This is a genomic window from Plantibacter sp. (genome assembly GCF_059073635.1).
Genome location: NZ_JCACOF010000010.1, coordinates 578,792 through 601,646 on the forward strand (window position 1 = coordinate 578,792; position 22,855 = coordinate 601,646).

Sequence of the window (22,855 nt, forward strand, 5' to 3'; positions counted from 1 at the left end):
GCGGTTCGCCTGAGACTCAGTTGCGCTCCGGGTCGATGATCAGCAGCGGGTCGTCGACCGCCAGACGCTCCAGCACCTCGTCCGTCGTCGACCGCTTCGCCTCCTCGACGTCGGCGTCGGTCAGCGCGACGGCCTGCCAGAAGGCGACCCGGCCGTTCGGCGTCTCGATCGGCACGACTTTCGGGTCAAGCGCTCACCGCGAGGGTGGTGAGGGCGCCGTCGGGATCGTCGGTCACGCCGTCGGCGAGTCGGATCCGATCCCCCAGCCACAGTTCCTGCGGCCCACTGCGCACGTACTGCGCGAGGACGATCAGCGCGCGGTACGGCCACTGGGGCGGCGTCTCGTCGGCCGGAGACCGGCGCACGCGCATCGTGAGCTCGTACCCGAAACCGCTGGTCGTCGGATCGTCGGAGTCCTTGCCCCACAGCTCGGTGAGCCCGTAGGTGACGTAGAACCAGTGGTCGGGGCCCGGCAATGCCGAACACCCCTGCAGGGCGGACCCGAAGTGCAGTCCGGGCGAGTACGCGACATGGAACTCGCGGGCACCCGGGTAGTGCTGCGACACCGCCTGCGTGACGGCGTCCCATCCCCGCTCGTCGAGGTCGTCGAGGTCGGCAGCCTTGGCGGGCTCCGGCTCGCTCGCGGCGGGTGACATCGGTGGCTGCTGGGATTTGCGTCGGAAGAAGCCCATGCGACGAGTGTAGGCATCGGTCGCTCGGACGGCCGGAGACCGTTGACCGTTACCGGGGCTGTCTTGCCGTGAGCGTGCGAGCGATACCCATCGAGCCTCGACGGCGAAGGGCGTGAGAGGACTAGAGTGCTGGCGAAACGGGTAGGCGCGACGATGCGGAGGACCGATGAATTCCGAGACCTTCGTCCTGCTCGCCGTATCCGTGCTGGTTGCCGGGTCGTGTGCACTGTTGTTCGTCGTCGACAGCCGTCAGTCGCTGTCCGGCCGGTACATCAACCTCTGGCTCACCGCCTCCATGCTCGCCGTCCTGTGCACCGCTTCCTACCTCGCCGCGACGGGGCTGGGGCATCCGCCCCTGGTGGTGGCGGTGGGGAACGGCGCGATGGTCGGCGCTGTCGGGTTCGTCTGGCTGGGCTGCCAGGCGTTCAACGGCCGACGGATCCGGTTCTGGCTGGTCGTCACGGTGGTGCTGATCGTCATGATCCTGACGTTCCTGCCCGAGTCCCGAGGTCCGAACTGGGCGGGGGTCGTCCCGAAACTTCTGAGCCTGAGCCTCTTCGCCGTGCTGACGGCAGTCGAATCGCGGAGGGGTCTCTTCGGGTCGTTCCGGGTGAGTTGGGCGATGACCATCGTGCACGCACTTCACGCGTCATACAGCGGTGCGCGCGCCGTCGTCTTCGGTCTCCAGGGCCCCCGTGGCGATGTGTTCGAGCGGTACTTCAACACCGAGATCACGACGGTGATCAACCTGGTGTTCGTCGTCGTCACCACGTTGGTCCTGGTGTTCCTGCGAATCGAAGAGCTCTCCAGCCGGCGGGCGAGCGGAGGACCCGGTTGCTTCACGACGGTCCGTCGGCTCTGGGCGCTCCATCGTGACCACCCGGGTTCTGTGGTCCACTCCATCGAGATCGTCGATCTCACCGTGGTCAAAGACGCCTACGGCGTGGCGCACGCGAACGACCTCGTCAGCCGGCTGATCGACAGTGTCGTCCAGTCGAGTCCGGGTGCCCAGGCCGTTGCCAGCACCCGCCGAGGCACCGTCCTGCTCCTGCTGCCTGACGAGCACGGCAGCGTGGAGGCGAAGGTCGACGCCGCGATCGAGGACGCCTACTGGAAGCAGTCGGTTGCGCTTGTCGACGGATACGCGAGCACCCTGCGGATCACGACGCTCTGAGCGGCACCGCAGCAGTCGACCGGACGGGGACCGGTCAGTGTCGGCACCGGCGCCCGGGCCGAGCGATGCTCACCACCAGAAGGGCGCTTGCGTCACATAGGGGGATTCGAGCCTGGCGACCTCGTCGTCCGTCAACTGCACGTCCAGCGCGGCGGCGGCATCCGTGAGGTGGGCCGGTTTGGTGGCACCGATGATGGGAGCTGCGACCGTCGGGTTCCGCAGGACCCAGGCCAGTGCGACCTGCGCCATCGGGATGCCTCGCTCGACGGCGATCTCCTCGACGGCGTCGATGATCGGGCCGTCGGCGTCCGTGTCGAACGCCTTCGCCACCTCGTCGATGTTCGAGCGGTCCGTGGCTGCGCCGCGCGGCCGGGCGAGTCGTCCTTTGCCGTTCGGCGAGTACGGCGTGAGGCCGACGCCGGTGTCCGCGCACATCGGGATCATCTCCCGTTCCTCTTCGCGTTTCAGCAGGTTGTACTGGTTCTCCATCGCGACGAAGGACGTCAGCCCGTTGACCGCTGCGGCCGTCTGCAGCTTCGCGAACTGCCAGGCGTACATGGAGGAGGCGCCGAGGTAGCGCACCTTCCCCGCGCGGACGATGTCGTCGAGCGCTCGCATCGTCTCCTCGACCGGCGTCTCCTCATCGAAACGGTGGACGTAGTACACGTCGATGTGGTCGGTCCCGAGTCGTCGCAACGACGCGTCGACCTGTTCGAGGATGGCCGTTCGGGAGAGTCCCGATCCCCCGGGCCCGTCATGCATCCTCCCCGAGACCTTCGTCGCGAGGACGATGTCCTCACGGCGACTGAACCGCTTGATCGCGCGTCCGACGTACTCCTCGCCGCTGCCCTGCTGGTAGACGTTCGCGGTGTCCCAGAACGTGATCCCCAGCTCGACCGCCTGCCGGAAGAACGGCGCGGACGCTGCTTCGTCCAGGGTCCAACGGTGGAGTCCGCGGTTCGGATCGCCGTAGGTCATGCAGCCGAGTGCGAGGCGACTGACGCGGAGGCCGGTCGCTCCGAGGCGGGTGTACTCCATGCTTGGTGCTCCTTGGGTCAGTGGTGGGGCGAGGGGTGTTCGGAGGTGGCCGCCCAGCTGGCGAGGAGTTTGAGTGACTCCTCGCTCGGTGAGCCGGGTTCGGCGCTGTAGATCAGGAAGTTCAGGCCGGGCTGATCCATCGGCTCCATCGCCTCGTAGATCATGCGGAGCTCGCCGACGACCGGGTGATGGAACACCTTCTCGCCGGACGTGTGATGGCGGACGTTGTGCGCGCCCCAACGGACGCGGAACTCTTCGCTGCGCGTGGACAGCTCACCCACCAGGTCCTGCAGGGCCCGATCGTGCGGGTTGCGCCCCGCCTCGGTGCGGAGGATGGCGACGTTGATGTCGGCCGAGGTCGACCAGCTCGGATAGAACGCCTCCGCGAGGTCGCGGTGCAGGAACACGAACCGAGCCAGGTTCACCGGGCGCTCCGGGAGCGCGTAGAGGTCGGCGTACAGCGCGCGGAAGAGCGCGTTCTCGGCGAGGACGTCCATCCGACCGTTCCGGACGAACGCCGGGCCTGCGGTGATGGAGTCGAGGGCGAGTTGCATACCGGGCCGCACGCCGGCCGGCGCAGACCGTCGGCGGGCCCGGATCGGCGATTCGTTCGCCGCACGAGCGAGGTCCATGAGGTGGGAGCGCTCCGCGTCGTCCAACCGCAGTGCGGTGCCGATCGCGTCGAGGACCGCCTCCGACACCCCCGAGAGGTTCCCGCGCTCGAGACGCGAGTAGTACTCGACGCTCACTCCGGCGAGCATCGCGACCTCGGTGCGACGCAGCCCCGGCACGCGTCGATTCGTTCCGCCAGGCAGCTCCACCTGCTCTGGCGTGAGTCGGTCCCGACGGGTCGTCAGGAACTCGCGCACCTCGTCTCGATTGTCCATGCCGACAACGATATGACGCGGCCTCCGGCGCTGGGGTGTTCCCGCAGGACACCCATCCTCGACCTCGTGGAAGCCGTCCGGGCAGGCGCGCAGCGTCTCCCGTGCTCGCGCCGCCCTGAGACGTGCCCTGGCGGAGTATCCCTGCTTCGTCGCCGGTGGTGTGTGATCGAGGGATGCAGATCGACCACGGGAACGCGGCAGCACACCGCGTGTCATCACCGGCCCCGGACGACGACCTCGCCGACCGTGAAGGCCGGAAGCCGCGACAACGCCTGACGCTGCTGCTGGCTGCGCTCGGGTTCTTCCTGATCACCCTCGACATCCTCATCGTCACCATCGCGCTCACCAGCATCGCGCGAGACCTCGGCGGAACGACGGCATCGCTGCAGTGGGTGATCGACGCCTACACGGTGCTGTTCGCGGCCCTCCTGCTCCTCGCCGGCAACCTCTCGGAGCGGTTCGGCGCGAAGCGGGCGTTCGGCGTCGGCATCACCGTCTTCCTCGTCACGTCGATCGCGTGTGCGGTGGCCCCGTCGATCGGTGTCCTCATCGCCGCTCGAGCCCTACAGGGTGCCGGAGCGGCGTTGATGCTGCCGGCGTCCATGGCGCTCATCCGTGAGGCGTTCCCGGGAGCTCGCGAGCGCGCTCGCGCGCTGGGCATCTGGGCGGTCGGCGGCGCGGTCGCCACCGCGCTCGGGCCGGTCCTCGGTGGCGCGTTGACGACGCTCGACTGGCGACTGGTGTTCGCGATCAACCTGCCCGTCTGCATCATGATGCTCCTGCTGCTCAGGACGGTCGCATCATCCCCGTCACGGCCCGAGCCGTTCGACTGGGCCGGACAGTTCGTCTGGCTCATCGCGTCGACGGCGCTGGTGTTCGGACTCATCGAGGGCGGGGCGGACGGGTTCGCCAGTCCCGTCGCGGTCGCCAGCCTCGGCGTCGCGCTGGTCGGCATCGTCGGTTTCCTCGTCATCCAGGCCAGGAGCGCGCACCCGATGATGCCGTTGGATCTGTTCCGATCGAGCGGTATGCGCATCGCCCTCGCCGTCGGATTCGCGTTCATGGTGAGCAACTTCGGGACCGTGTTCGTCCTGAGTCTGTTCCTGCAGCAGCAGCTCCGGCTGCCGCCGCTGCTCGCGGGCCTGGTGTTCCTTCCGTCGGCCCTCTTCGCCGTCGTCGGCAACATCGTCAGTGGCACCGTCGCCAACCGCTTCGGGGTGCGCGTGCCGATCGTGGCGGGGTTGCTCCTCATGGTGGTCGGGCTCGTCGGCACCGTCGCCACTGCGCACCTGGGGTCGCCGATCTGGGTGGGTGTCTTCGCGTGCTTCACCGCCGCGGGAGGTTCCGTGGCGATGCCCCCGGTGACCTCCGTGGTGCTCGCGAGCGTCCCGGCATCGCGCGCCGGCACCGCGAGTGCGGTGTTCAACACCTTCCGTCAACTCGGCGGTGCGGTCGCCATCGCGGTCTTCGGGGCGCTCCTCACCGGCTCGACGGGATTCATCGCCGGGCTGCAACTCAGCCTCGTCATCGCCGCGGCGCTCATCCTCCTCACCGCGATCGCGAGCGTGTTCATCAGGCCGGCGGACGGGTCGTCATGACACCGCAGTCGACCAGACGGGATCAGTCAGTGTCGTCACCGGCGCCCGGCGTGCGGCCGGGGTCGATGCCCAGCCGCTCCTCGCCCCGCTCCACGTCGGCGAACCGCTGCCCTTCGACGACGAGCAGCACCTTCTTGGGCACCGTCTTGAGCCAGATCCTGCCGCCGTTCGCCAGTTCCCAGTACGGGTCTCCGCCCTGGGATCCGGAGGGCTGACCAAGGTGCGCGCTCAGCGCCGACTGCAGCTCCTGTGCGGCGCTCCGCAGCGCGCCGGGGTCGTCGCTCTTGTCGGAGACCGCGATCACGACCTGGGCGATCGCTTCATCTGCGACGAGCGAACGAACGGTCGGCAGGTTCACGGGATACCCGGAACGGTGCTGCACACCGCTCGACGTCTCCAGTTTGAGCTGCCACCCGAGACGCTCCGCGAGCGCCGTGAAGTCGTCGCGACCGAGCGGCCACGACACCGACGTGAAGGCTTCGCAGACGGCATCGATCTGTGCGTCCGTGGTTCTGGCGAGTGCACCCATCCGGTCATCCTACGGCTGTCTCCGCACAGGATTCGGCGGCGGACGAGGAGCCTCCCGAAAACCAGAACAGCCGCTGACCTGGGGTTTCCAGGGCAACGGCCGGGTGATGCTGGTGGAGCCGCCCAAGGGAATCGAACCCTTGACCTTCTCATTACGAGTGAGGGCGATGGGGTCCGTGGGCGTCCGCGGTAGCCCGCTGATCAGGGATTTTCTAAGCCAGGAGTCCGCCTAAGTTTGTCATGTCAGTCCCGCGTTGCTGTCATCTGCGCCTCGCGAATGAGAACACCGTCGCCCCCTCCCCTCGCTCGTCGGATGAAAGACCCCCCTGCCGCGCAACCGTCGTGCACCCGTCCATGCGACGGCGGAGATGGAATTCCCCGACATCCTTATTGCAGGAACACGCTACGGGCATGAAGCGATCACAGTATTGAGCTACGGAAGAGCGAATCGGCGATGTGATACTCATACCTATGATCAACGAGACTCCAGCGTTCGAGTCCAGCTTGCCCGTCTCCTTGTTGGGCGGCATCAACTTCACAACATGGCCGGACCTAAAGTGGAGTCGCGGCAGCTCGCATGTCTCCATTCTCAAGTCCAAGATCGGCGAGTGGAACGCAAGTGCACCAGTTTCCATCGAGGCGATACTCCGCGAGGATCGCCTGGGAATCGACCTAGTCGCCCGAGCGCCGCGAGGTATCCCGAAGCACGAATGGTCACTCGACCTCGGGGATGCGCTACACAACATCCGGAGCGCGTTCGATGCTGCGGCCTGGGGCCTCGCGCACTTCAATGGCGCCCAACCTTCTAATCCACGGAGCGTTCAGTTTCCTATCTGCACAGACGAGAAGCAGTGGGGCAAAGTCCTCAAGAGCTGGATACATGAACTCCCCCTTGAGTTTCAGGGTAGGCTCCGACTACTGCAGCCCTTCAACTACGCTCCGCCCGGCGGAACCTCCGTGCTATCGATGCTGCATGACCTTGATATCCAAGACAAGCACCGCGAGATATTGACGGTTCTCGCTGACGTGCAGGACCTCGACATCGGCGGTTCATTCGAGTACGAGAGCGAAGACACACCGACCGAGCTGAGAATCGAACTGCACGGCGGAGCTAAGTTTGGCGACGGCGTTGTCTTAGGGACACTGCATACAGGGGGGCCAATTCGGATGAAGGGCACCCTGTATGTACGACCCGCCATGAAGATCCAAGTCACCTATCAAGGCACCACATTCGACGTTGTTCCACTCCTCGAGCAGATCGAGACAGAAAGCCGTCGCTATCTCGACATCCTAATGCGTGGCCTGGAGCGCTTCGATCCGTCGGCAAAAGAGCCCTGAGCCCAGCCTCAGCCCAGCAAGAGTCTCTTGGGGGTGCGCCTCCCCGAAGCAGTAGGTCGGTCGCGGAATGGAGCCCAAATCACAACCGGGGTTCAATCCCGTAGGCCTCCCCCGTCGCGCTAGCCGGGACATCGGGGGGCACTAAAGTCGCCAATGCGACTGCCTGCCGGCGGCTCATTAATGCACAGGTCTACGAGACACATGGCGCCGCGCCCAACCGAGCCCACTCGGGCGCGAAAGTCCGCGGAGCTCCCAGCCGGCATTCTGTCTCGTAAACTCGTCTCACGGTGTCGCGCCGCAGGCGCTGCTGCCACGATGCTCCTCGGGGCCTCGCCCTTCGTCGTTCGTGGTGTCGTGCGGCGTCGAGCCAGCCTGGCCGACTCGAGCGAGGGACTCGCAGGATGAGCGAAGAACAGACCGGCCCCTCGTCGGACCTGAGCCAGGATCAGCATGGGTGGGTGAGGGCCTATCGCTATGGAATGCGACTCGGTGATCTCCGTCCGTTCTATCTGGACGCCCACAGCGACCCACGTCAGGCTGAGGAGGATATTCAACGCAGAGTCGTCAAGGCACAGCTGGATCTGCTCCTCCGGTTCACCGGGGCGTCATACTTTGATGTCGATCCCGACCCCGATTCCTGGCTCGATACGTTCTACGTCTTGGCTGGAACGTGGAGTGGTCGAGATGCCGCGATCGATGAACAACTGGAGAGCATCGACCAGGTTCTCTCCCAGACCGGCGGGCCGCTCTGGCGTCCGGACTTGTACCTCCCGTTGGACGAGGTTCACGAAGCTGCGGCAGACGCCGTACTTGCGAGCCCACAAACCGCGACATCCGCTTCGAGCTGGCGAGAGCCAACCCGTCTCATCGACTGGACTCCGGACGAGGATCCAGCCGCGGAGTATCTTCGGGAGCTCCGCGACAGTCGCCAACAGGCACGGGGGTCGGGTGTATCGGATCACGCCCCAGAGGAGCCGCCTGTTAAGTCGAACGGACGGTTCACAGGCCTGGCTCGGAAGTTCTCGAGCAGAGTCCTCGAACCGCGCTCATACGACGCCCACCGCGGCGCTCATCCGCCGCAACGATCGGTGTCCAGCGAAGGTCTGCAACGCTAGAAGTGTCCTTCCCCACCCATCCCCGCCGATTGCCCATTCGATACTCGGTCATGATCGGACAGGTGGCGGACGGAGAGCCGCACTCAGTGGACGACGATGCCCGCGCTTGAGCCGCCCGAGCTCCGAACGAAGAACGACGCCACGACCGCGGCGAGCGAGATGATGCCTCCAATAAGGAATGCGGACTGCACTCCCGCGGCCGTCGCCGTCACCTCCGGGAGGCCATCAGCGAGGCCAGCCGCCGTCGTGGTCGAGAGCACCGTCACGAACAGGGCTGTCCCAGCGGCCCCAGCGAGCTGCTGCAGTGTGGAGGTGATCGCGCTGCCATGGGCGTACAGGGATGGCTTGAGCGCGCCGAGCGCTGAGGTCATCAGGGGGGTGAACATGAATGCGAATCCGGCGTTGAGGAGCATGTGCACGCCGATCACCCACGCGATAGAGCTTCCCTCATGGAGCATCGTGGCCATACCCCAGAGCGCGGCGCTCACGATGAAGGCTCCGGGGATCACGAGCGGTCGAGGACCGACACGGTCGAAGAGGCGACCGACGATCGGGGAGAGCACGCCCATGAGGACGCCGCCGGGCAGCAGGAGCAGGCCGGTCTCGAGCGTGCCGAGCCGAAGCACGTTCTGCAAGTACAGCGGGAGGATGATGAGGCTACCGAAGAGCGCCATCATGCTCACCGTCATCATCACCGCTGCCACCACGAAGCTCCGGGTCTTGAAGGTGCGCAGATCCAGCAGAGCACTGTCGGCTCGTTGCAGCACGATCTGCCGGGCGATGAACCCTGCGAGGGCGACAACACCAACGACGAGCGGCACCCAGACCGGCAGCGCGGCGCCGCCCTCGGCCGACTCGCCGAGGCTGCTGAGGCCGTAGATGAGGCCGCCGAAGGCGAATGTCGAGAGCACGACCGAGAGGAGGTCGAGGCGCACCTTCGCCGTCTCGGTGAGGTTGGTGATTTTCCAGAGTCCGAGCGCAAGCGCGATCAGCGCAATGGGCAGCACGATGATGAACATCCAGCGCCAGGTGAGGGTGCTGAGGATGAGTCCGGAGACGGTGGGGCCGATGGCGGGGGCCACGGCGATCACGATCGAGATGACGCCCATCATTCGCCCCCGACGGGCCGCGGGCACCAGCGTGAGTACGGTGGTGATCAGCAGCGGCATCATGATGGCGGTGCCTCCGGCCTGCACGATGCGGCCGAGGAGCAGCACACCGAAGCCGGGCGCAATCGCGGCGATGCCGGTTCCCAGGGAGAAGAGGGTCATCGCGGTACCGAAGACCTGGCGCATGGTGAAGCGGCGCAGGATAAAGCCGGTGGTGGGGATGACCACAGACATCGTGAGCAGGAACCCCGTGGTCAGCCACTGCGCGGTCGAGGTGGGAATGTCGAGATCGACCATCAGACTCGGCAGCGCGACGCTCATGATCGTCTCGTTCAAGATGACCACGAACGCGGCCACCACGAGGAGTCCGATGACGAGCGGTGCCCCCTTCGGCAGGCGCTCCTCGGCAAGCGGCACGGCGGGTGCGGATCGTGGGGCGGCAGAGGTGGACGGCGAAGGCATGCGTTCTCCGAGTCGGTCGTGAGCTGGTGATGGAGAGCGGCGACGTTGACGCTGGTGGACGAAGATGGCGGATCGTGAGCCCGAGGGTCTAGGCGGACTCCCCCTCGATCACTTGCAGAGGGACGCTTCGGTCCCTGGCCACTGCGGGGTTGCCGCTGACAGCGGCGATGATGCCAGCGACTGCGGCGTGGGCCGCCCCATCGACCGGATACCCGATCGTGCTGAGCCGCGGCACCATGACCTGCGACAGCGGCGTGTTGTCCATGCCGACGACGGCGACCTCATGGGGGATGCTCCGGCCGCGTATCTGGGCCGCCGCCACCAGCGTCGCAGCGACGTCGTCGTTGTAGCAGGCGACGGCGAACGGCGCTCGACCCATGGAATCGAGAGCGGCAAGAGCCTCTCCGCGATCAATCCCCAGTCTGAGGATTACGGGATCCGGCAGGCCGTTGGCTCGACATACGTCGCGGACTCCGGTCTCCCGATCGGCACCGAACGGGTCCTGGCGAGCATCGCTCAAGTGGGCGTACGCGAGCCTGTTGTGCCCACGTCCGATCAGATGCTGGGCCTGCAGCCGACCGATGTCGTAGTCCAGGCTCCGATGATCGGATGGCGGAGCAGCATCGTAGAACTCCACCCCGCGAGATTGGAGGATCTGCCGTTCCTGAGCCGTGAACGGTGACAGGGAGAGGACACCTCTGGGGTTCAACGACGAGATCAGTCGATCGAAGGACTGCGCCGAAGGCGTAGCGAGCCGGAGCACCAGGGTGAGGCCATGCGCCGCCAGCTCCTCTGTTGCGCGCTCGAAGATGTCCTGAAGGTTCCCACCGAACGTCGTGTCGGGGATCAGGGCGATGACAAGGTCACTCGTACCCCGAACGAGACTCCTCGCTGCGGCTGACGGCTGATAGCCCAGCTCACGAGCCGCATGCTCGACCTTCTCGCGAGTGGCCGTGGCGAACTTGTGGCCCCGTCCATTGAGGATCTCACTGACGGTGGACCGGGACACGCCCGCGTGTGCGCGCAACGTCCTTGCTCGTAGCAACCACGCTCACTCCTCCCCTTGGAACACATTCACCCTACCCCAAGTGTGACGTGACAACAGGGCCTGCAGTGTGTATTGTCACGTAACAACGTCGGGCTCCCCCCGACGTCCCGACACGGGGACCGTCACCCGCAAGTCCCTCGGCTTTCACAACAATGGAGTTCTGATCTATGTCACGCGAACCTTCTGACGACGCCTCGTCGCCATTGCTCCCGACCCTCAGGCCTACGAGATTGCCCGCTGAGCCAGCCCGCGACAATCCAGGTCGGAGCCGAACGCATCGGCGACGCCCTGTCCGACGCCGCAGGTGACAATCTGCCGAAACTGCGCACCCGCTATCTCCTGGCGATCTACATCGCCCAACTCACGCTGTACGTCGCGTTCATCGTCCCGATCGCGTTCTCGCTCGCGATCAGAGTCGCTCAGGTCGCGCCAGACAACCGCGACGCGATTCTCGCCCTCGCGGTCGGGCTTCCCGGCTTGTTCGTCGTCATCGGGACCCCGATCGTCGGGCATGCTCAGTGACCGCACACGCTCCCGCTTCGGTCGACGACGCCCCTGGCTGCTCTTCGGCAGCGTCCTCGGCCTGGTCGGGCTCGCGCACTCATCGCGTTGACCGGGGACGTAGCCAGTCTCGTGATCGGTTGGTGCATCGCCTACACCGGGTACGGGATTGCATCCTCGATGCTGAACACGCACCTCGGCGACAACCTTCCCGCGCTCCAGCGCGGACGCGTGATGGGAATCCTGGGAGCAATCACTCAGATCGCGCCCATCCTCGGCATCTCGGTCGCCGGCTCTCTCGTCGCCAGCCCGGTCGGGCTGTTCCTGCTCCCCGCCGGCATCGCCTTCGTGGGCGGAGTCTTCTTCACGCTCGTCATGCGGGACCCGCAGGTGAACACCCCTCGGCCGGAGCTGCGGATCTCGAAGGTGTTCGAGGGCTTCTACTTCAACCCGCGTCGATACCCCAACCTCGCGTGGGTGTGGATCAGTAAGGCGTTCGTCTTCCTCGCCATCTCGATGTCGGGTCTCTACGGCGTCTACCTCCTCACCAGTCGCTTGGGCTTGACTCCGGCCGAGGTCGGGGCACTGCTCGCAGTCATCGGTCTCGCCAGCGTCGCCGCCGGCATCCTCGGCGCGGTGGGGTCCGGGTATCTCTCCGACAAGTTGAAGACTCGCAAGCCGTTCCTGATCTTCAGCGCCGTCGCGCTCGGAGGAAGCATGATCGTCACCGGCACCGCGACCACCATCCCGCAGTACGTCATCGGCGGCCTACTGCTCTCCCTCTCGGTCGGCGTCTACGGGGCAGTGGACCAGGCGCTCGCTCTCGACGTTCTCCCCCGTGACACCGACGAGAACGGCCGCTTCCTCGCCATCATCGGCATCGGCAGCACCCTCCCCCAGGCGATCGGACCCTTCGCCGCAGGCCTCGTCCTCGCATTGGGCTCCGGTGACTACACCGTGGTGTACATCGTCGGCGCAGTCGTCGCCGTCATTGGCGCCCTCCTGATCCTCCCGATCACCGCAGGTCGTCGTGCCGACCTCGCCACCCACAGCGTCCAGGTCATGAAGTGACCACCGACAGAACGGCAAGCACAGTGACAGCAGCGACCTCCGAGTCGAAGTTCCCAACCGGATTCCTGTGGGGGGCTTCCACCGCGCCCCACCAGAACGAGGGCAACAACACCACCAGCGACTTCTGGGCGCTCGAGCAGCTGCCCGGATCTTCGTTCGCAGAACGTAGTGGTGACGCGCTCGACCTCTACCATCGTTGGAAGGAGGACGTCGATCTCGTCAAGTCGCTGGGACTGACGGCCTTCCGCTTCGGCATCGAGTGGGCCCGCATCGAACCGACCCGGGGACAATTCTCGAAAGCGGAACTCGCGCACTACCGGCGGATCATCGACTACTGCCTCTCCGTGGGCGTCGAGCCGGTCATCACGCTCCACCACTTCACCAGCCCCCTCTGGTTCGCCCAAGCCGGCGGATGGGGATCCGATGAAGCGGTCGATCGGTTCGGGGATTACGTCGCAGCTGTGGCCCCGATCCTCGACGGGGTGACGTGGGTGGCGACGATCAACGAACCGAACATGTTCGCCGTCATGTTCCAGATGTCGGCGCCGCTGCAGCACCCGGACCCCGCCGCGTTTATGGCCCAGATCCGCGAGTCCATGGCTCCGGTGAACGGCGACGCCGGTATCAACGCCTTCACCATGCCGGAGCCTGAGAGCACTCCGACTCAGGTGATGATCGCCGCCCACGAGCGCGCCCGTTCCATCCTCCACGAGAGGACGTCGGTGAAGGTCGGCTGGACGATCGCGGTGCAAGGCCTCGTCGCCCGGCCGGGCTTCGAGAGCGACCTCAGCCGCTACCAATGGGTCTGGGAGGACGTGTTCCTGGAGGCGTCCAAGGATGACGATTGGGTGGGTGTGCAGGCGTACACCAGCCAACTCGTCGGCCCCGACGGTCTCGAAGGCGCACCGGAGGGCGCCGAGCTGACCCAGACCGGTTGGGCCTACCGGCCCGACGCCCTCGGCCTGGCCCTGCGTCACACCTGGGAGGCGACCGACGGCACTCCGATGATGGTGACCGAGAACGGCATTGCGACCGCGGACGACCAGAAGCGGATCGACTACACCACCGGCGCTCTCGAGGGACTCGCCGAGGTCCTCGACGACGGCCTGGACGTGCGTGGGTACCTGCACTGGACCCTGATGGACAACTTCGAGTGGGTACACGGCTTCGAGAAGACGTTCGGCCTGATCTCCGTCGACCGGACGACGTTTGCCCGGACTCCGAAGCCGAGCGCGTACTGGCTCGGCGAGGTCGCCAGGACCAACGGTGGGTCACTTCGTCCATGACGGAATCAGACGCAAGTCGGTCCGGTGCCGCTCGTGCTCAGCGATGGGCTGCGATCGGCACCGGAACGATCTCACGAAGCGTCGTGCCCGACCTTCAGGCCTGCGAGGGTGTGGAGGTGGTCGTGGTGCACAGCCGCGACGCGGGTAACGCCGCTCGGTTCGCCGCCGAGTTCGGGATCGATCGATCCACGGACGACTACGCGGCTCTCCTGGCCGATGACAGCGTCGACGTCGTGTACCTGGCGACGCCGTTCGCCACGCACCATCGAATGGCACGCGAGGCTCTCGAAGCCGGCAAGCACGTCCTCGTGGAGAAACCCATCACGATGACGTCGGCCGATGCCGCCGAGCTGTTCGACGTCGCGGCCGCTCACGACGTGTTCCTCATGGAAGCCATGTGGATGAAGTTCAGTCCCGTCTTCCTCCGGCTGAAGCAAGAGATCGCCGACGGAACGATTGGGCAGCCCCGAAACCTTCGCGCGAGCTTCGGCATCCCCTTCCCGTCCGACGGCAACAGCAGCAAGTGGGATGTATACCGAAGCGGCGGGGCGCTCCTGGATCAAGGGATCTACCCAATCACCCTCGCTCACGCGGTGTTCGGCGAGCCGATCGGCATCACGGCATCCGGGACTGTCCGAGAGGACGGCTTGGACGTCGCCGAACACTTCACCCTCGATTTTTCCGACGGCCGCTTCGCGCAGTGCTCCAGTTCGATGGCGGAGTTCAGCGAGCTCACGGCGTCGATCGGAGGGGAAGCGGGCTGGCTGACCCTCACCCCGCCGTTCTGGGCGACGACGGACCTGGAGGTCCACGCCGGTAGCGCCCATCAAATCTTCAGGGCCCCCGAACTGATCGAGTACCCGCGGGAGGGCAACGGCTACGGGCCGATGCTCCGAGCCGTACGCGACGCGATCAGCGCCGGCCTCGACCATCACCCCGACCACACCGCTGCGGACACCATCGCCGTCATGCGGACAATCGACCAGGTGTTCGCGCACCTGTCCGGAAAGAGCTGAACCATGACCACGACCACGTTCAACACCGGCTGGACGGTCCGCGCCAAAGTCAGTCCATACGCTCAACTGCAGGCACCTCAAGGCGACGGTGTTCCGATCACGCTCCCTCACGATGCGATGATCACACTTCCGCGCTCCGAGAACGCGACGTCGGGCGGCCGAGGAGCCTACTTCCCCGGCGGCGTCTTCGAGTACTCGAAGACGTTCGACGTTCCGGCGCACTATGCGGACAAGAAGGTCTCCCTCGAATTCGAGGGGGTCTATCGGGACGCGATGGTCTTCGTGAACGGTGTGTTCGCCGGTCAGCGCCCCAACGGCTATGCCGGATTCACGATCGCCCTCGACCCGTATCTCCGCTACGGGGCACCCAATACCATCCGGGTCGATGCGCGGGCACACGACGACTCCCGTTGGTACACCGGTGCCGGCATCTACCGCGACACCCACCTGACCGTCACCGGACTCGTCCACGTCGAACACGGCGGACTCCAGATCACGACCCCCGACATCGATGCGGAGCGCGCAGTCGTTGTGGCGGGAATCACGGTGCGGAACGAGAGCCTCCGAACCCGGACCGTCACGGTCGTCACGCGAATCGACGGCCCGGACGGCGTGCAGGTCGCAGCAGGAAGCTCGCCCGCCACGATCCGCGCAGGAGAGAGCGTGCTCGTCCGGCAACGGCTCTACGTTCCCGCTCCATCGTTGTGGAGCGTGGAGACACCTGCGCTCTACACCGCTCGAACCGAGATCCTCGAGAAGACCGATGCGCAGGACGAGATCTCCAGCACGTTCGGGATCCGCGAGCTGCGTCTCGACCCTCAGCATGGGCTCCGGATCAACGGCGAATCCGTCAAGCTCCGCGGCGCGTGCATCCATCACGACAACGGGATCCTCGGTGCAGCAACGATCCGACGTGCGGAGGAACGGCGCATCCAGCTGTTGAAGGAGGCCGGGTTCAATGCAATCCGCAGCTCCCACAATCCGCTCAGCCCCGCCATGCTCGATGCCTGCGACCGGTACGGGATGCTCGTCATGGACGAGACGTTCGACATGTGGACCGAGGGGAAATCGTCCTTCGACTACTCCCTGGCATTCCCCGAGTGGTGGGAGCGCGACGTCGAAGCGCTCGTCGCGAAGAACTACAACCACCCAAGCGTCATCTTCTACTCGATCGGGAACGAGATCCTCGAGACCGGCGACCCCCTCGGATCCAACCTCGGCCGGCAGATCGCCGAGAAGGTCCGGTCGCTGGACAGCACTCGCTTCATCACGAACGGCATCAACGGATTCGTTGCAGCCCTCCGCGAGGTAGTCGAGATGATGCACGCGCACTCCGGCAACGCGGCGCAGGACAGCGAGGGCGGAGTAAACGGCCTCATGAACTCGGCGGGAGACTTCATGGGTCAGGTGAATGCGTCTCCACTCGTCACGGAGAAGACGGAAGAGTCATTCGCTGTCCTCGACGTCGCCGGCCTGAACTACGGCGACAGTCGCTACCTGATGGACAAGGACCTCTTCCCCGACCGGATTCTGGTCGGCAGCGAGACGTTCCCGCCCGGCATCGCTAAGTATTGGCGACTGGTCGAGGACAATCCACAGATCCTCGGCGACTTCACGTGGACGGGCTGGGACTACCTCGGCGAGGTGGGCATCGGGCGGGTGCAATACGCCGACGTACCTCCCGTCTTCGAAGCGCCTTTCCCGTGGATCGCCGCATGGGTGGGCGATCTGGACATCACCGGCCATCGCCGGACCATGTCGTACTACCGGGAGACCGTGTTCGGCCTTCGGACGCAGCCCTTCATCGCTGTTCAGCGACCGGAGAACTTCGGCCGCCCACGTTTGCCAGGGATGTGGGCGTGGAGCGACACGCTCCCCAGCTGGACCTGGGATGCCGCCGATCACGCCCGCACGGAGGTCGAGGTCTACAGCGATGCCGACGAGATCGAGCTCGTCGTCAACGGCGCTTCGCAAGGGCGGAAGGCATGCGGACCGGATCGCGACTTCATCTGCACATTCGAGGTCGCGTATGTGCGAGGAGAGATCATCGCGATCGCTTACCGGGATGGAGCGGAGGTCTCACGGACGGCGCTCCAGACCGTGACAGACGGGGTCGCTCTCGTCGCGACGCCCGACCGCACGACGCTGGCCGCGGACGACACGGAACTGTCGTTCATCGCGATCGAGTTCCGTGACCCGGTAGGGACCCTCGCGACGACCGTCAATCAACCCGTCACCGTCGAAGTCAGCGGTCCTGCAGTCCTGCAGGGCCTGGGAAGCGCCAAGCCGGACAATTCCGAACGCTATGACGCCGACGAGCACACCAGCTTCGACGGGCGCCTCCTCGCAGCAGTGCGCCCAACAGGTCCTGGAAGCATCACGGTGATGGTTTCCGCGAACGGCTATGACAGCGTCAGCGTCTCGCTGGAAGCGGTCGACGAGTCCGCTGTCCGCGAGCAACGCGTCAGCCACACCGTGATGTCCCCAGTCTTCAACTAACAACCTCACCGTTAGGAGCACTTTCGTGTCAGTACAATCCCGCATCCCAACCACTCTCTCGCCTGAAGCGCAAGCGGCTCTCAAAGCGGTCCACGAGCAGCCCTCGGTTCCCACTCCCGCCGCTTCCGACACTGAAGCTTGGGCGGCGATCGAAGCGCTGACCTCGTCGACAGACCCGGCAATCATGGAGATCATGGCGATGGCCACCGTCGGAGCACACCCGTCGGACGTACCCGTCCATAGCGTCGACCGCTCGATCAACGGCGCCAGATTCACCGTCGCCACACCGGAGTCGTGGGCCCCGGACGACCCCCGAGTCGTGCTGAACATGCACGGCGGCGGCTTCACCTTCGGCGGCGGCGCGACCGTGCGACGGTCGACCGAGCTGCTGGCAGCGAACCTGGGTCTGCAGACCTGGGGCATGGACTACCGTCAGCTCCCGCACGACCCCTTCCCTGCGGGGCTCGACGACTGCATGGCCGTCTACCGCAAGCTCCTCCAAGATCATGACCCTCGGAACATCGTCGTCATGGGAGGTTCTGGCGGAGCCAATCTCGCCCTCGCTCTGACCTTGCGTGCACGAGACGAAGGACTCCCGGTTCCCGCAGCTCTCGGACTGGCGTCACCTCCCACCGACTTCACCTTCCAGGGAGACAGCTGGTACACCAACGCCGAGGGCACGAACCCCGACGACTTCGCAAACATGCTCGAGTCGTACAAGGCCGAGTACCCGGCTGATCACCCGTACATCTCGCCGCTCTTCGGCGAATACGACAACACGTTCCCCCCGACGATCATCACCTCCGGCACCCGCGACATGCTGCTCTCCGACGCAGTTCGCTTGCACCGGAAGCTGGTGAACGCCGGGGTGACGACACAACTGCACGTCTGGGAAGCCGGACCGCACGGCCTCTTCGGGGGCATTGCACCCGAGGACCGCGAACACCTCCAGCAGATTCGCACCTTCCTGCTGGCGCAGCTGAACTAGGAGAGCCTGCACCACATGTCAGACATCACGATGAAGTTCGATCTCCCGGTTCAGATGCGGGACGGCACAGTGCTCAGGGCAGACGTCGCGTGGCCGGCGGGTGACGGTCCGTTCCCGGTGCTGGTGGAGCGCACGCCGTACGACAAGAACAGTCGACCCATCCAGAATTTCGAGACGATCGATGCTCTGCTTGCAGGCTTCATCGTCGTTCGCCAGGACACCCGCGGCAGCGGTAAGTCCGAGGGTGAATGGATGCCATGGAAGCACGAGCGCGAAGACGGCTTCGACACGATTGCCTGGGCGGCGGCTCTCCCGAAGAGCAATGGCAGAGTCGGCACATTCGGGGGCAGCTACCTGGGCAGCACACAGTGGAGTTGCGCGATCGCTGACGCCCCAGCGCTTCGAGCGATGGCACCAGTGGTCACCTTCAGTGACCCGGAGAACGGACTGATGTTCCGCGGCGGCGCCGTCGAGCTCGGACTGAACACCTGGTGGGGTCTCGTGAACGGGCTCTCTCACTTCACACACGCCTACCCGCCGGAAGTAGCCTTCCCGAAAGCGATGCAGGCGCTGGGCGATTTTGCGACGCTGAAGGAGAAGTTCTGGGAACTGCCTGCCGCAGCACAGCCGTTCTTCGTGGATCTCGGCATGCCCGATGTCGGAGTGGCTCGCGCTCTCGAAGACCGGTCGACTATGAGCGACTCACGCGTAGAAGGGCACTACGAACAGCTCACAGTGCCGTCGCTCAACATCGCTGGCTGGTACGACGTCTTCCAACAGGGATCGTTGGACAACTACATCGGGATGCGCGCGCAGGGAGCCACCACACGCCTCATCGTGGGGCCGTGGTCGCACACCTCACTCGCTCCTGGCGCCACCCAGGGAGAGGTGGGCGAGGTGAACTTCGGTTTCGGGATGCTCGTCCCCGGTGGCGAGTCGATCTCGAAGATCAACTTCGACTGGTACGACCACTGGTTGCGAGACTCCCCTGCCACAAGCGCCCACGAATCAGGCGTCCTGATCTTCGTCATGGGAGCCAACCAGTGGCGCGCCGAAGCGGACTGGCCCCTCGCCCGCGCCGTCACCACTCCGCTCTACCTCGGCGAGGAAGATGCCCTCACGTGGGACGCACCCGACTCGACAACATCGGAATCCACGTACGTGTACGACCCCGCCGATCCGGTGATGACGCGTGGTGGCAACCTGGTGATGGGTTCGGACTACCCCGCCGGCCCGTTCGATCAGCGAGCCGCCGAGGCGCGTGACGATGTCCTGGTGTTCACCACCGCACCACTCGCCCAAGACATCGAGATCACCGGTCGCATCGGTGCAACACTGTTCGCGGCCACCGACGGCCCCTCCACCGACTGGGTCGTCCGCCTGTGCGAAGTGGACACTGAAGGGGTGTCGAGGAACATCGTCGACGGGATCACCCGCGTTCATACAGAAGCGGGACGGGTCGACGAAGTGACCATCGACCTGTGGTCGACGTCGATCCTGGTGAAGGCCGGCCACCGACTGCGCGCACAGGTCGCCTCAAGCAACTTCCCCCGCTGGGACCGGAACCTCAACACCGGTGAACCGGTGAACGAGGGAACCAGGATCCGCATCGCCCGTCAACGAATTCTCCACGACGCGAAACATCCGTCTCGAATCGACCTGCAGATCGTCCCCGTTTAGCTTTCGGGCCATCGAGACGCGTGGAGCAGACGTGGGCGAGTCGGGGACTGGCAGTAGTGGCCGAAAGGACCCAGTTTGAGCTAGTGCGTTTCGCCGTGGATCAACGTGAGCGAGATGGGCGACTGCGCGGAAGGTTCGAGGGGGAGGCCGGCGAGTCGGCTGCGCAACTCGCTGGAGATGGCCCGGCTCAGACCGCGAATGTCGGTGTCGACGGTGGTGAGTACCGGCGACCAGAGCTGGCCGACCGCGGTGTGATCGACCCCGACGACCGACACCTCTGCCGGGACACCGACGCGCAGACGTCGAGCCGCCGCAAGCATGGCGAGTGCCACATCGTCGTTGTAACAAGCGAGACCGACCGGTCGCGTGGATTCGGCGAGGATGTACTCGAGGGACGCGGTCGCCTCCGGCAGCGCAAGCGAGACCGTCGTCCGGCGAGGCTGCGCGTGACGATGCGCAGCACACCATTCCTCCAACGCCTGGAACCGCCGAGGTCCGAACGCATCCGATCGCTCATCACCGAGCGCTACGAACCAGAGATCACGATCGTCCCGTTCGAGCAAGGCTTGCGCCTGGATGGCGGCGATGCCGCCATCCCCTATCCCCGCACCGGATGATTCATCAGGCACGATGACGATCCCGCGAGCCTGGAGGCGTTCGCTGTCCGCCGGCGCAAGCACACCGAAGTTGACGATCGCTGCGGGTTGCAGTGCGACGAGCGCCTGGGTCGTCCCCCGATGGTCGGCGCCCCCGAAACGAACGACGACGTTGGTCCGCGGGGCCAAGTGGTCTGCGGCGATCTGATCGACGGCGTCCTGGAGGTTTCCGCCGAACGTCGTGCTCGGCAGAAGGATCACGATCGTGTCACTCCTCCCGCTCACCAATGCACGGCCTGCGAGCGACGGGTGGTAGTCGAGCGCGGCGGCGGCTTCGGTGACTTTCCGCTGGGTCTCTTCAAGAAAGCGGGCCCCGTTGCCGTTCAGGATGGAACTGACGGTAGAACGCGACACACCCGCCCGAACGGCCACATCGTGCGCAGTGGCGGGACGGCGGGCTAGGAGCGCTTCATTGGCGGTAGTCATGATCGTCCCGCCATCTTAGGCTGCGTGTCGCTGGGCCGGTCGGTGTTACGTGTGAATAACATTTCGTGTCACGTGACAATACAACTAGTGTCACGTGCCAATTGCGTCTAGTGTCTCGTGATACGGGACGCGCGAGAGAGTCCGCTCACCCGCCCCGTTCATGTCCCGACAAAGGAGTCCCCCACAGTGAAACTCACTCGTTCCGCCCGCTTCACAGCTCTGGCCGTCGCCGTCGGTCTCTCGGTAGCCGGATGCTCCACCGCGAGCACCTCGACCGACGAACCGACGACCACCCTCAAGCTCGCCGCCCAGACGGCTCCAACATCATTCGCGATCGGCAACTGGGCCGGAGGCGAAACCTACTTGTTCACGAGCGTCTACGACACGATCGTCAGCCGAGATGTCGATGGCACACTGATCCCAGCCGTCGCCGAATCGTGGGAGTACTCGGCCGACAACACCGTCCTCACGCTCAAGGTCAGAGGCGGGCAGACGTTCACCGACGGCGAAGTACTCGACGCGGCAGCGGTCGCGGCCTCTCTGGAGGTTTCGCGTTCAGCGCCAGCCACCTCGGGGCGACTGGCATCGATCTCGGGCGTCGAGGCCACGGATGCATCCACCGTCACGATCACGCTGTCAGCTCCGGACGCAGCTCTGCTCCCGACCCTCGCGTCCGACGCGGGGGCCGTCGGTGCACCAGGGAAACTCACGGATGAGAGCTCCCAGCTCGAGCCCGTTGGCTCCGGCCCGTACACGTTGGATCAGGAAGAGACGACCGTGGGATCGGTCTACACGCTGCAGCGCAACCCTGACTACTGGGATGAGGACAGCTACCCCTTCCAGACGGTCACCGTGCAGGTCATCCCAGACCCCACCGCGGTGCAGAACGCACTCCAGTCGGGCCAGATCGACTACGCGGCAATCTCCCCGGAGGCTTCTGCGACGTTCTCGGACAAGACGAAGTACACCATCGGCAATCAAATTCCGACGGCCGTCGCGGGTCTCTGGCTCGCCGATCGTGCTGGGTCGGTCGTCCCTGCGTTGGGCGACGTCCGCGTGCGCCAGGCGATCAACCTCGCGCTCGACCGTGAGGGCGTGGCCGACAACATCCTCAAGGGCACGACGTTCCCGTCCAACCAGGTCTTCAACCCGGATGGCGAGGCGTTCGATGAAGGATTGTTGAGTGAGACGGGATATGACGTCAAGAAGGCGAAGCAACTTCTTGCCGAGGCCGGCTACGAGGATGGTTTCGCCGTCACCATGCCGAGCACGTTCCTCTCGACCACGTACGAATCGACGATCGCCCAGCAACTGGCGGACGTCGGCATCACCGTCACCTGGGAAACCGTTCCGTTCCAGGACTTCTACGCGAAGGTGTTTGCGGGGAACTACGGAATGTTCTTCCTCTTCAACGGTTTTGCTGGGGACGACGCGAGCGATGCGCGAGCAAATCTCACCGGAGTCTTCAATCCCTTCAACACGACGACTCCGGAACTGACGTCGCTGCTCGCCACGGCGAACGCAGCACCCGTTGACGAGCGCGGCGACGCATTCCGCACCGTGAACCAGTACCTCATCGACCAGGCATGGTTCGCCCCGCTCGGATACACCTCGGGCCTGTACGTCGTGTCGACCGCCGTCTCATACACTCCGGGCTCGTCGATCAACCTCCGCCCGTTCACTCTCGCATCCAACTAATCGACAGGCGCTGGCGGCGCGGAGCTCCTGCTCCGCGCCGTCAGC

20 protein-coding genes are annotated in these 22,855 nt (G+C 65.4%); 11 read left to right on the plus strand and 9 right to left on the minus strand.

The genetic code is table 11. The annotated features are described in order from the left end of the window. Positions 1-16 precede the first annotated feature (16 nt). Together AC5JOC_RS14945 and AC5JOC_RS14950 are read right to left on the minus strand one after the other, a co-directional pair. Positions 17-175, minus strand: coding sequence for a suppressor of fused domain protein (locus AC5JOC_RS14945; RefSeq protein ID WP_494246688.1), 159 nt, complete (start codon positions 173-175; stop codon positions 17-19). 10 nt (positions 176-185) lie between these two features. Beyond that, the gene (locus AC5JOC_RS14950) at positions 186-692 is read right to left on the minus strand and encodes a suppressor of fused domain protein (protein ID WP_494246689.1); all 507 of its coding nucleotides are present in this window, start codon (positions 690-692) and stop codon (positions 186-188) included. A 166-nt stretch (positions 693-858) separates the two neighbouring features. On the opposite strand from AC5JOC_RS14950, the gene AC5JOC_RS14955 reads away from it, so the two are divergent. After that, positions 859-1,866: a hypothetical protein gene (locus AC5JOC_RS14955; protein ID WP_494246690.1), complete on the plus strand. Its 1,008-nt coding sequence runs from the start codon at positions 859-861 to the stop codon at positions 1,864-1,866. A 69-nt stretch (positions 1,867-1,935) separates the two neighbouring features. Here AC5JOC_RS14955 and AC5JOC_RS14960 read toward each other — a convergent pair whose 3' ends face one another. Both AC5JOC_RS14960 and AC5JOC_RS14965 read right to left on the minus strand, forming a co-directional pair. Further along, a complete protein-coding gene (locus tag AC5JOC_RS14960; RefSeq protein WP_494246691.1) occupies positions 1,936-2,904 on the minus strand; it encodes an aldo/keto reductase in 969 nt (322 codons plus the stop codon). A gap of 17 nt (positions 2,905-2,921) precedes the next feature. Continuing rightward, positions 2,922-3,791 (minus strand): helix-turn-helix transcriptional regulator, encoded by an 870-nt coding sequence (locus tag AC5JOC_RS14965; protein WP_426737888.1) that lies wholly within the window; start codon positions 3,789-3,791, stop codon positions 2,922-2,924. Between the two features lie 173 nt (positions 3,792-3,964). On the opposite strand from AC5JOC_RS14965, the gene AC5JOC_RS14970 reads away from it, so the two are divergent. Next, the gene (locus AC5JOC_RS14970; protein WP_494246692.1) at positions 3,965-5,389 is read left to right on the plus strand and encodes an MFS transporter; all 1,425 of its coding nucleotides are present in this window, start codon (positions 3,965-3,967) and stop codon (positions 5,387-5,389) included. A gap of 22 nt (positions 5,390-5,411) precedes the next feature. On the opposite strand, the gene AC5JOC_RS14975 is transcribed toward AC5JOC_RS14970, so the two are convergent. Then, positions 5,412-5,918 carry a DUF6301 family protein gene (locus AC5JOC_RS14975; RefSeq protein WP_494246693.1) on the minus strand — a complete coding sequence of 169 codons (507 nt, stop codon included), beginning with the start codon at positions 5,916-5,918 and terminating at the stop codon, positions 5,412-5,414. Positions 5,919-6,388: 470 nt separating this feature from the next. Between AC5JOC_RS14975 and AC5JOC_RS14980 the strand changes: the two genes are divergently transcribed. Both AC5JOC_RS14980 and AC5JOC_RS14985 read left to right on the plus strand, forming a co-directional pair. Next, on the plus strand, positions 6,389-7,255 hold the full coding sequence (locus AC5JOC_RS14980) for a hypothetical protein (RefSeq protein ID WP_494246694.1): 867 nt from the start codon (positions 6,389-6,391) through the stop codon (positions 7,253-7,255). Between the two features lie 401 nt (positions 7,256-7,656). Further along, positions 7,657-8,370: a hypothetical protein gene (locus tag AC5JOC_RS14985; protein WP_494246696.1), complete on the plus strand. Its 714-nt coding sequence runs from the start codon at positions 7,657-7,659 to the stop codon at positions 8,368-8,370. Between the two features lie 83 nt (positions 8,371-8,453). On the opposite strand, the gene AC5JOC_RS14990 is transcribed toward AC5JOC_RS14985, so the two are convergent. From AC5JOC_RS14990 to AC5JOC_RS15000, 3 genes are all read right to left on the minus strand, one after another. Continuing rightward, positions 8,454-9,941: an MDR family MFS transporter gene (locus AC5JOC_RS14990; protein ID WP_494246697.1), complete on the minus strand. Its 1,488-nt coding sequence runs from the start codon at positions 9,939-9,941 to the stop codon at positions 8,454-8,456. Between the two features lie 88 nt (positions 9,942-10,029). After that, positions 10,030-10,950, minus strand: coding sequence for a LacI family DNA-binding transcriptional regulator (locus AC5JOC_RS14995; protein WP_494246698.1), 921 nt, complete (start codon positions 10,948-10,950; stop codon positions 10,030-10,032). Between the two features lie 261 nt (positions 10,951-11,211). Next, positions 11,212-11,502 (minus strand): hypothetical protein, encoded by a 291-nt coding sequence (locus tag AC5JOC_RS15000; protein WP_494246699.1) that lies wholly within the window; start codon positions 11,500-11,502, stop codon positions 11,212-11,214. A gap of 96 nt (positions 11,503-11,598) precedes the next feature. Here AC5JOC_RS15000 and AC5JOC_RS15005 point away from each other — a divergent pair, with 96 nt between their 5' ends. The 6 genes from AC5JOC_RS15005 to AC5JOC_RS15030 all read left to right on the plus strand — a co-directional run bounded on the left by AC5JOC_RS15005 (position 11,599) and on the right by AC5JOC_RS15030 (position 20,030). Beyond that, complete coding sequence (locus AC5JOC_RS15005) at positions 11,599-12,561, plus strand: MFS transporter (RefSeq protein WP_494246700.1); 963 nt, start codon at positions 11,599-11,601, stop codon at positions 12,559-12,561. Positions 12,562-12,584: 23 nt separating this feature from the next. After that, positions 12,585-13,847 carry a glycoside hydrolase family 1 protein gene (locus AC5JOC_RS15010; protein WP_494246701.1) on the plus strand — a complete coding sequence of 421 codons (1,263 nt, stop codon included), beginning with the start codon at positions 12,585-12,587 and terminating at the stop codon, positions 13,845-13,847. Further along, positions 13,844-14,863 carry a Gfo/Idh/MocA family protein gene (locus AC5JOC_RS15015; RefSeq protein ID WP_494246702.1) on the plus strand — a complete coding sequence of 340 codons (1,020 nt, stop codon included), beginning with the start codon at positions 13,844-13,846 and terminating at the stop codon, positions 14,861-14,863. The genes AC5JOC_RS15010 and AC5JOC_RS15015 overlap by 4 nt, the downstream gene beginning before the upstream one ends. A 3-nt stretch (positions 14,864-14,866) precedes the next feature. After that, positions 14,867-17,362 (plus strand): glycoside hydrolase family 2 TIM barrel-domain containing protein, encoded by a 2,496-nt coding sequence (locus AC5JOC_RS15020; RefSeq protein ID WP_494246703.1) that lies wholly within the window; start codon positions 14,867-14,869, stop codon positions 17,360-17,362. 193 nt (positions 17,363-17,555) lie between these two features. Then, positions 17,556-18,350 carry an alpha/beta hydrolase fold domain-containing protein gene (locus AC5JOC_RS15025; RefSeq protein WP_494246704.1) on the plus strand — a complete coding sequence of 265 codons (795 nt, stop codon included), beginning with the start codon at positions 17,556-17,558 and terminating at the stop codon, positions 18,348-18,350. A 15-nt stretch (positions 18,351-18,365) separates the two neighbouring features. Continuing rightward, positions 18,366-20,030 (plus strand): CocE/NonD family hydrolase, encoded by a 1,665-nt coding sequence (locus AC5JOC_RS15030; RefSeq protein ID WP_494246705.1) that lies wholly within the window; start codon positions 18,366-18,368, stop codon positions 20,028-20,030. An 80-nt stretch (positions 20,031-20,110) separates the two neighbouring features. Here AC5JOC_RS15030 and AC5JOC_RS15035 read toward each other — a convergent pair whose 3' ends face one another. Further along, positions 20,111-21,112, minus strand: a complete 1,002-nt coding sequence (locus AC5JOC_RS15035) for a substrate-binding domain-containing protein (RefSeq protein ID WP_494246707.1) — start codon at positions 21,110-21,112, stop codon at positions 20,111-20,113. A 186-nt stretch (positions 21,113-21,298) separates the two neighbouring features. On the opposite strand from AC5JOC_RS15035, the gene AC5JOC_RS15040 reads away from it, so the two are divergent. Beyond that, positions 21,299-22,810, plus strand: a complete 1,512-nt coding sequence (locus AC5JOC_RS15040) for an ABC transporter substrate-binding protein (RefSeq protein WP_494246708.1) — start codon at positions 21,299-21,301, stop codon at positions 22,808-22,810. Positions 22,811-22,855: the final 45 nt, after the last annotated feature.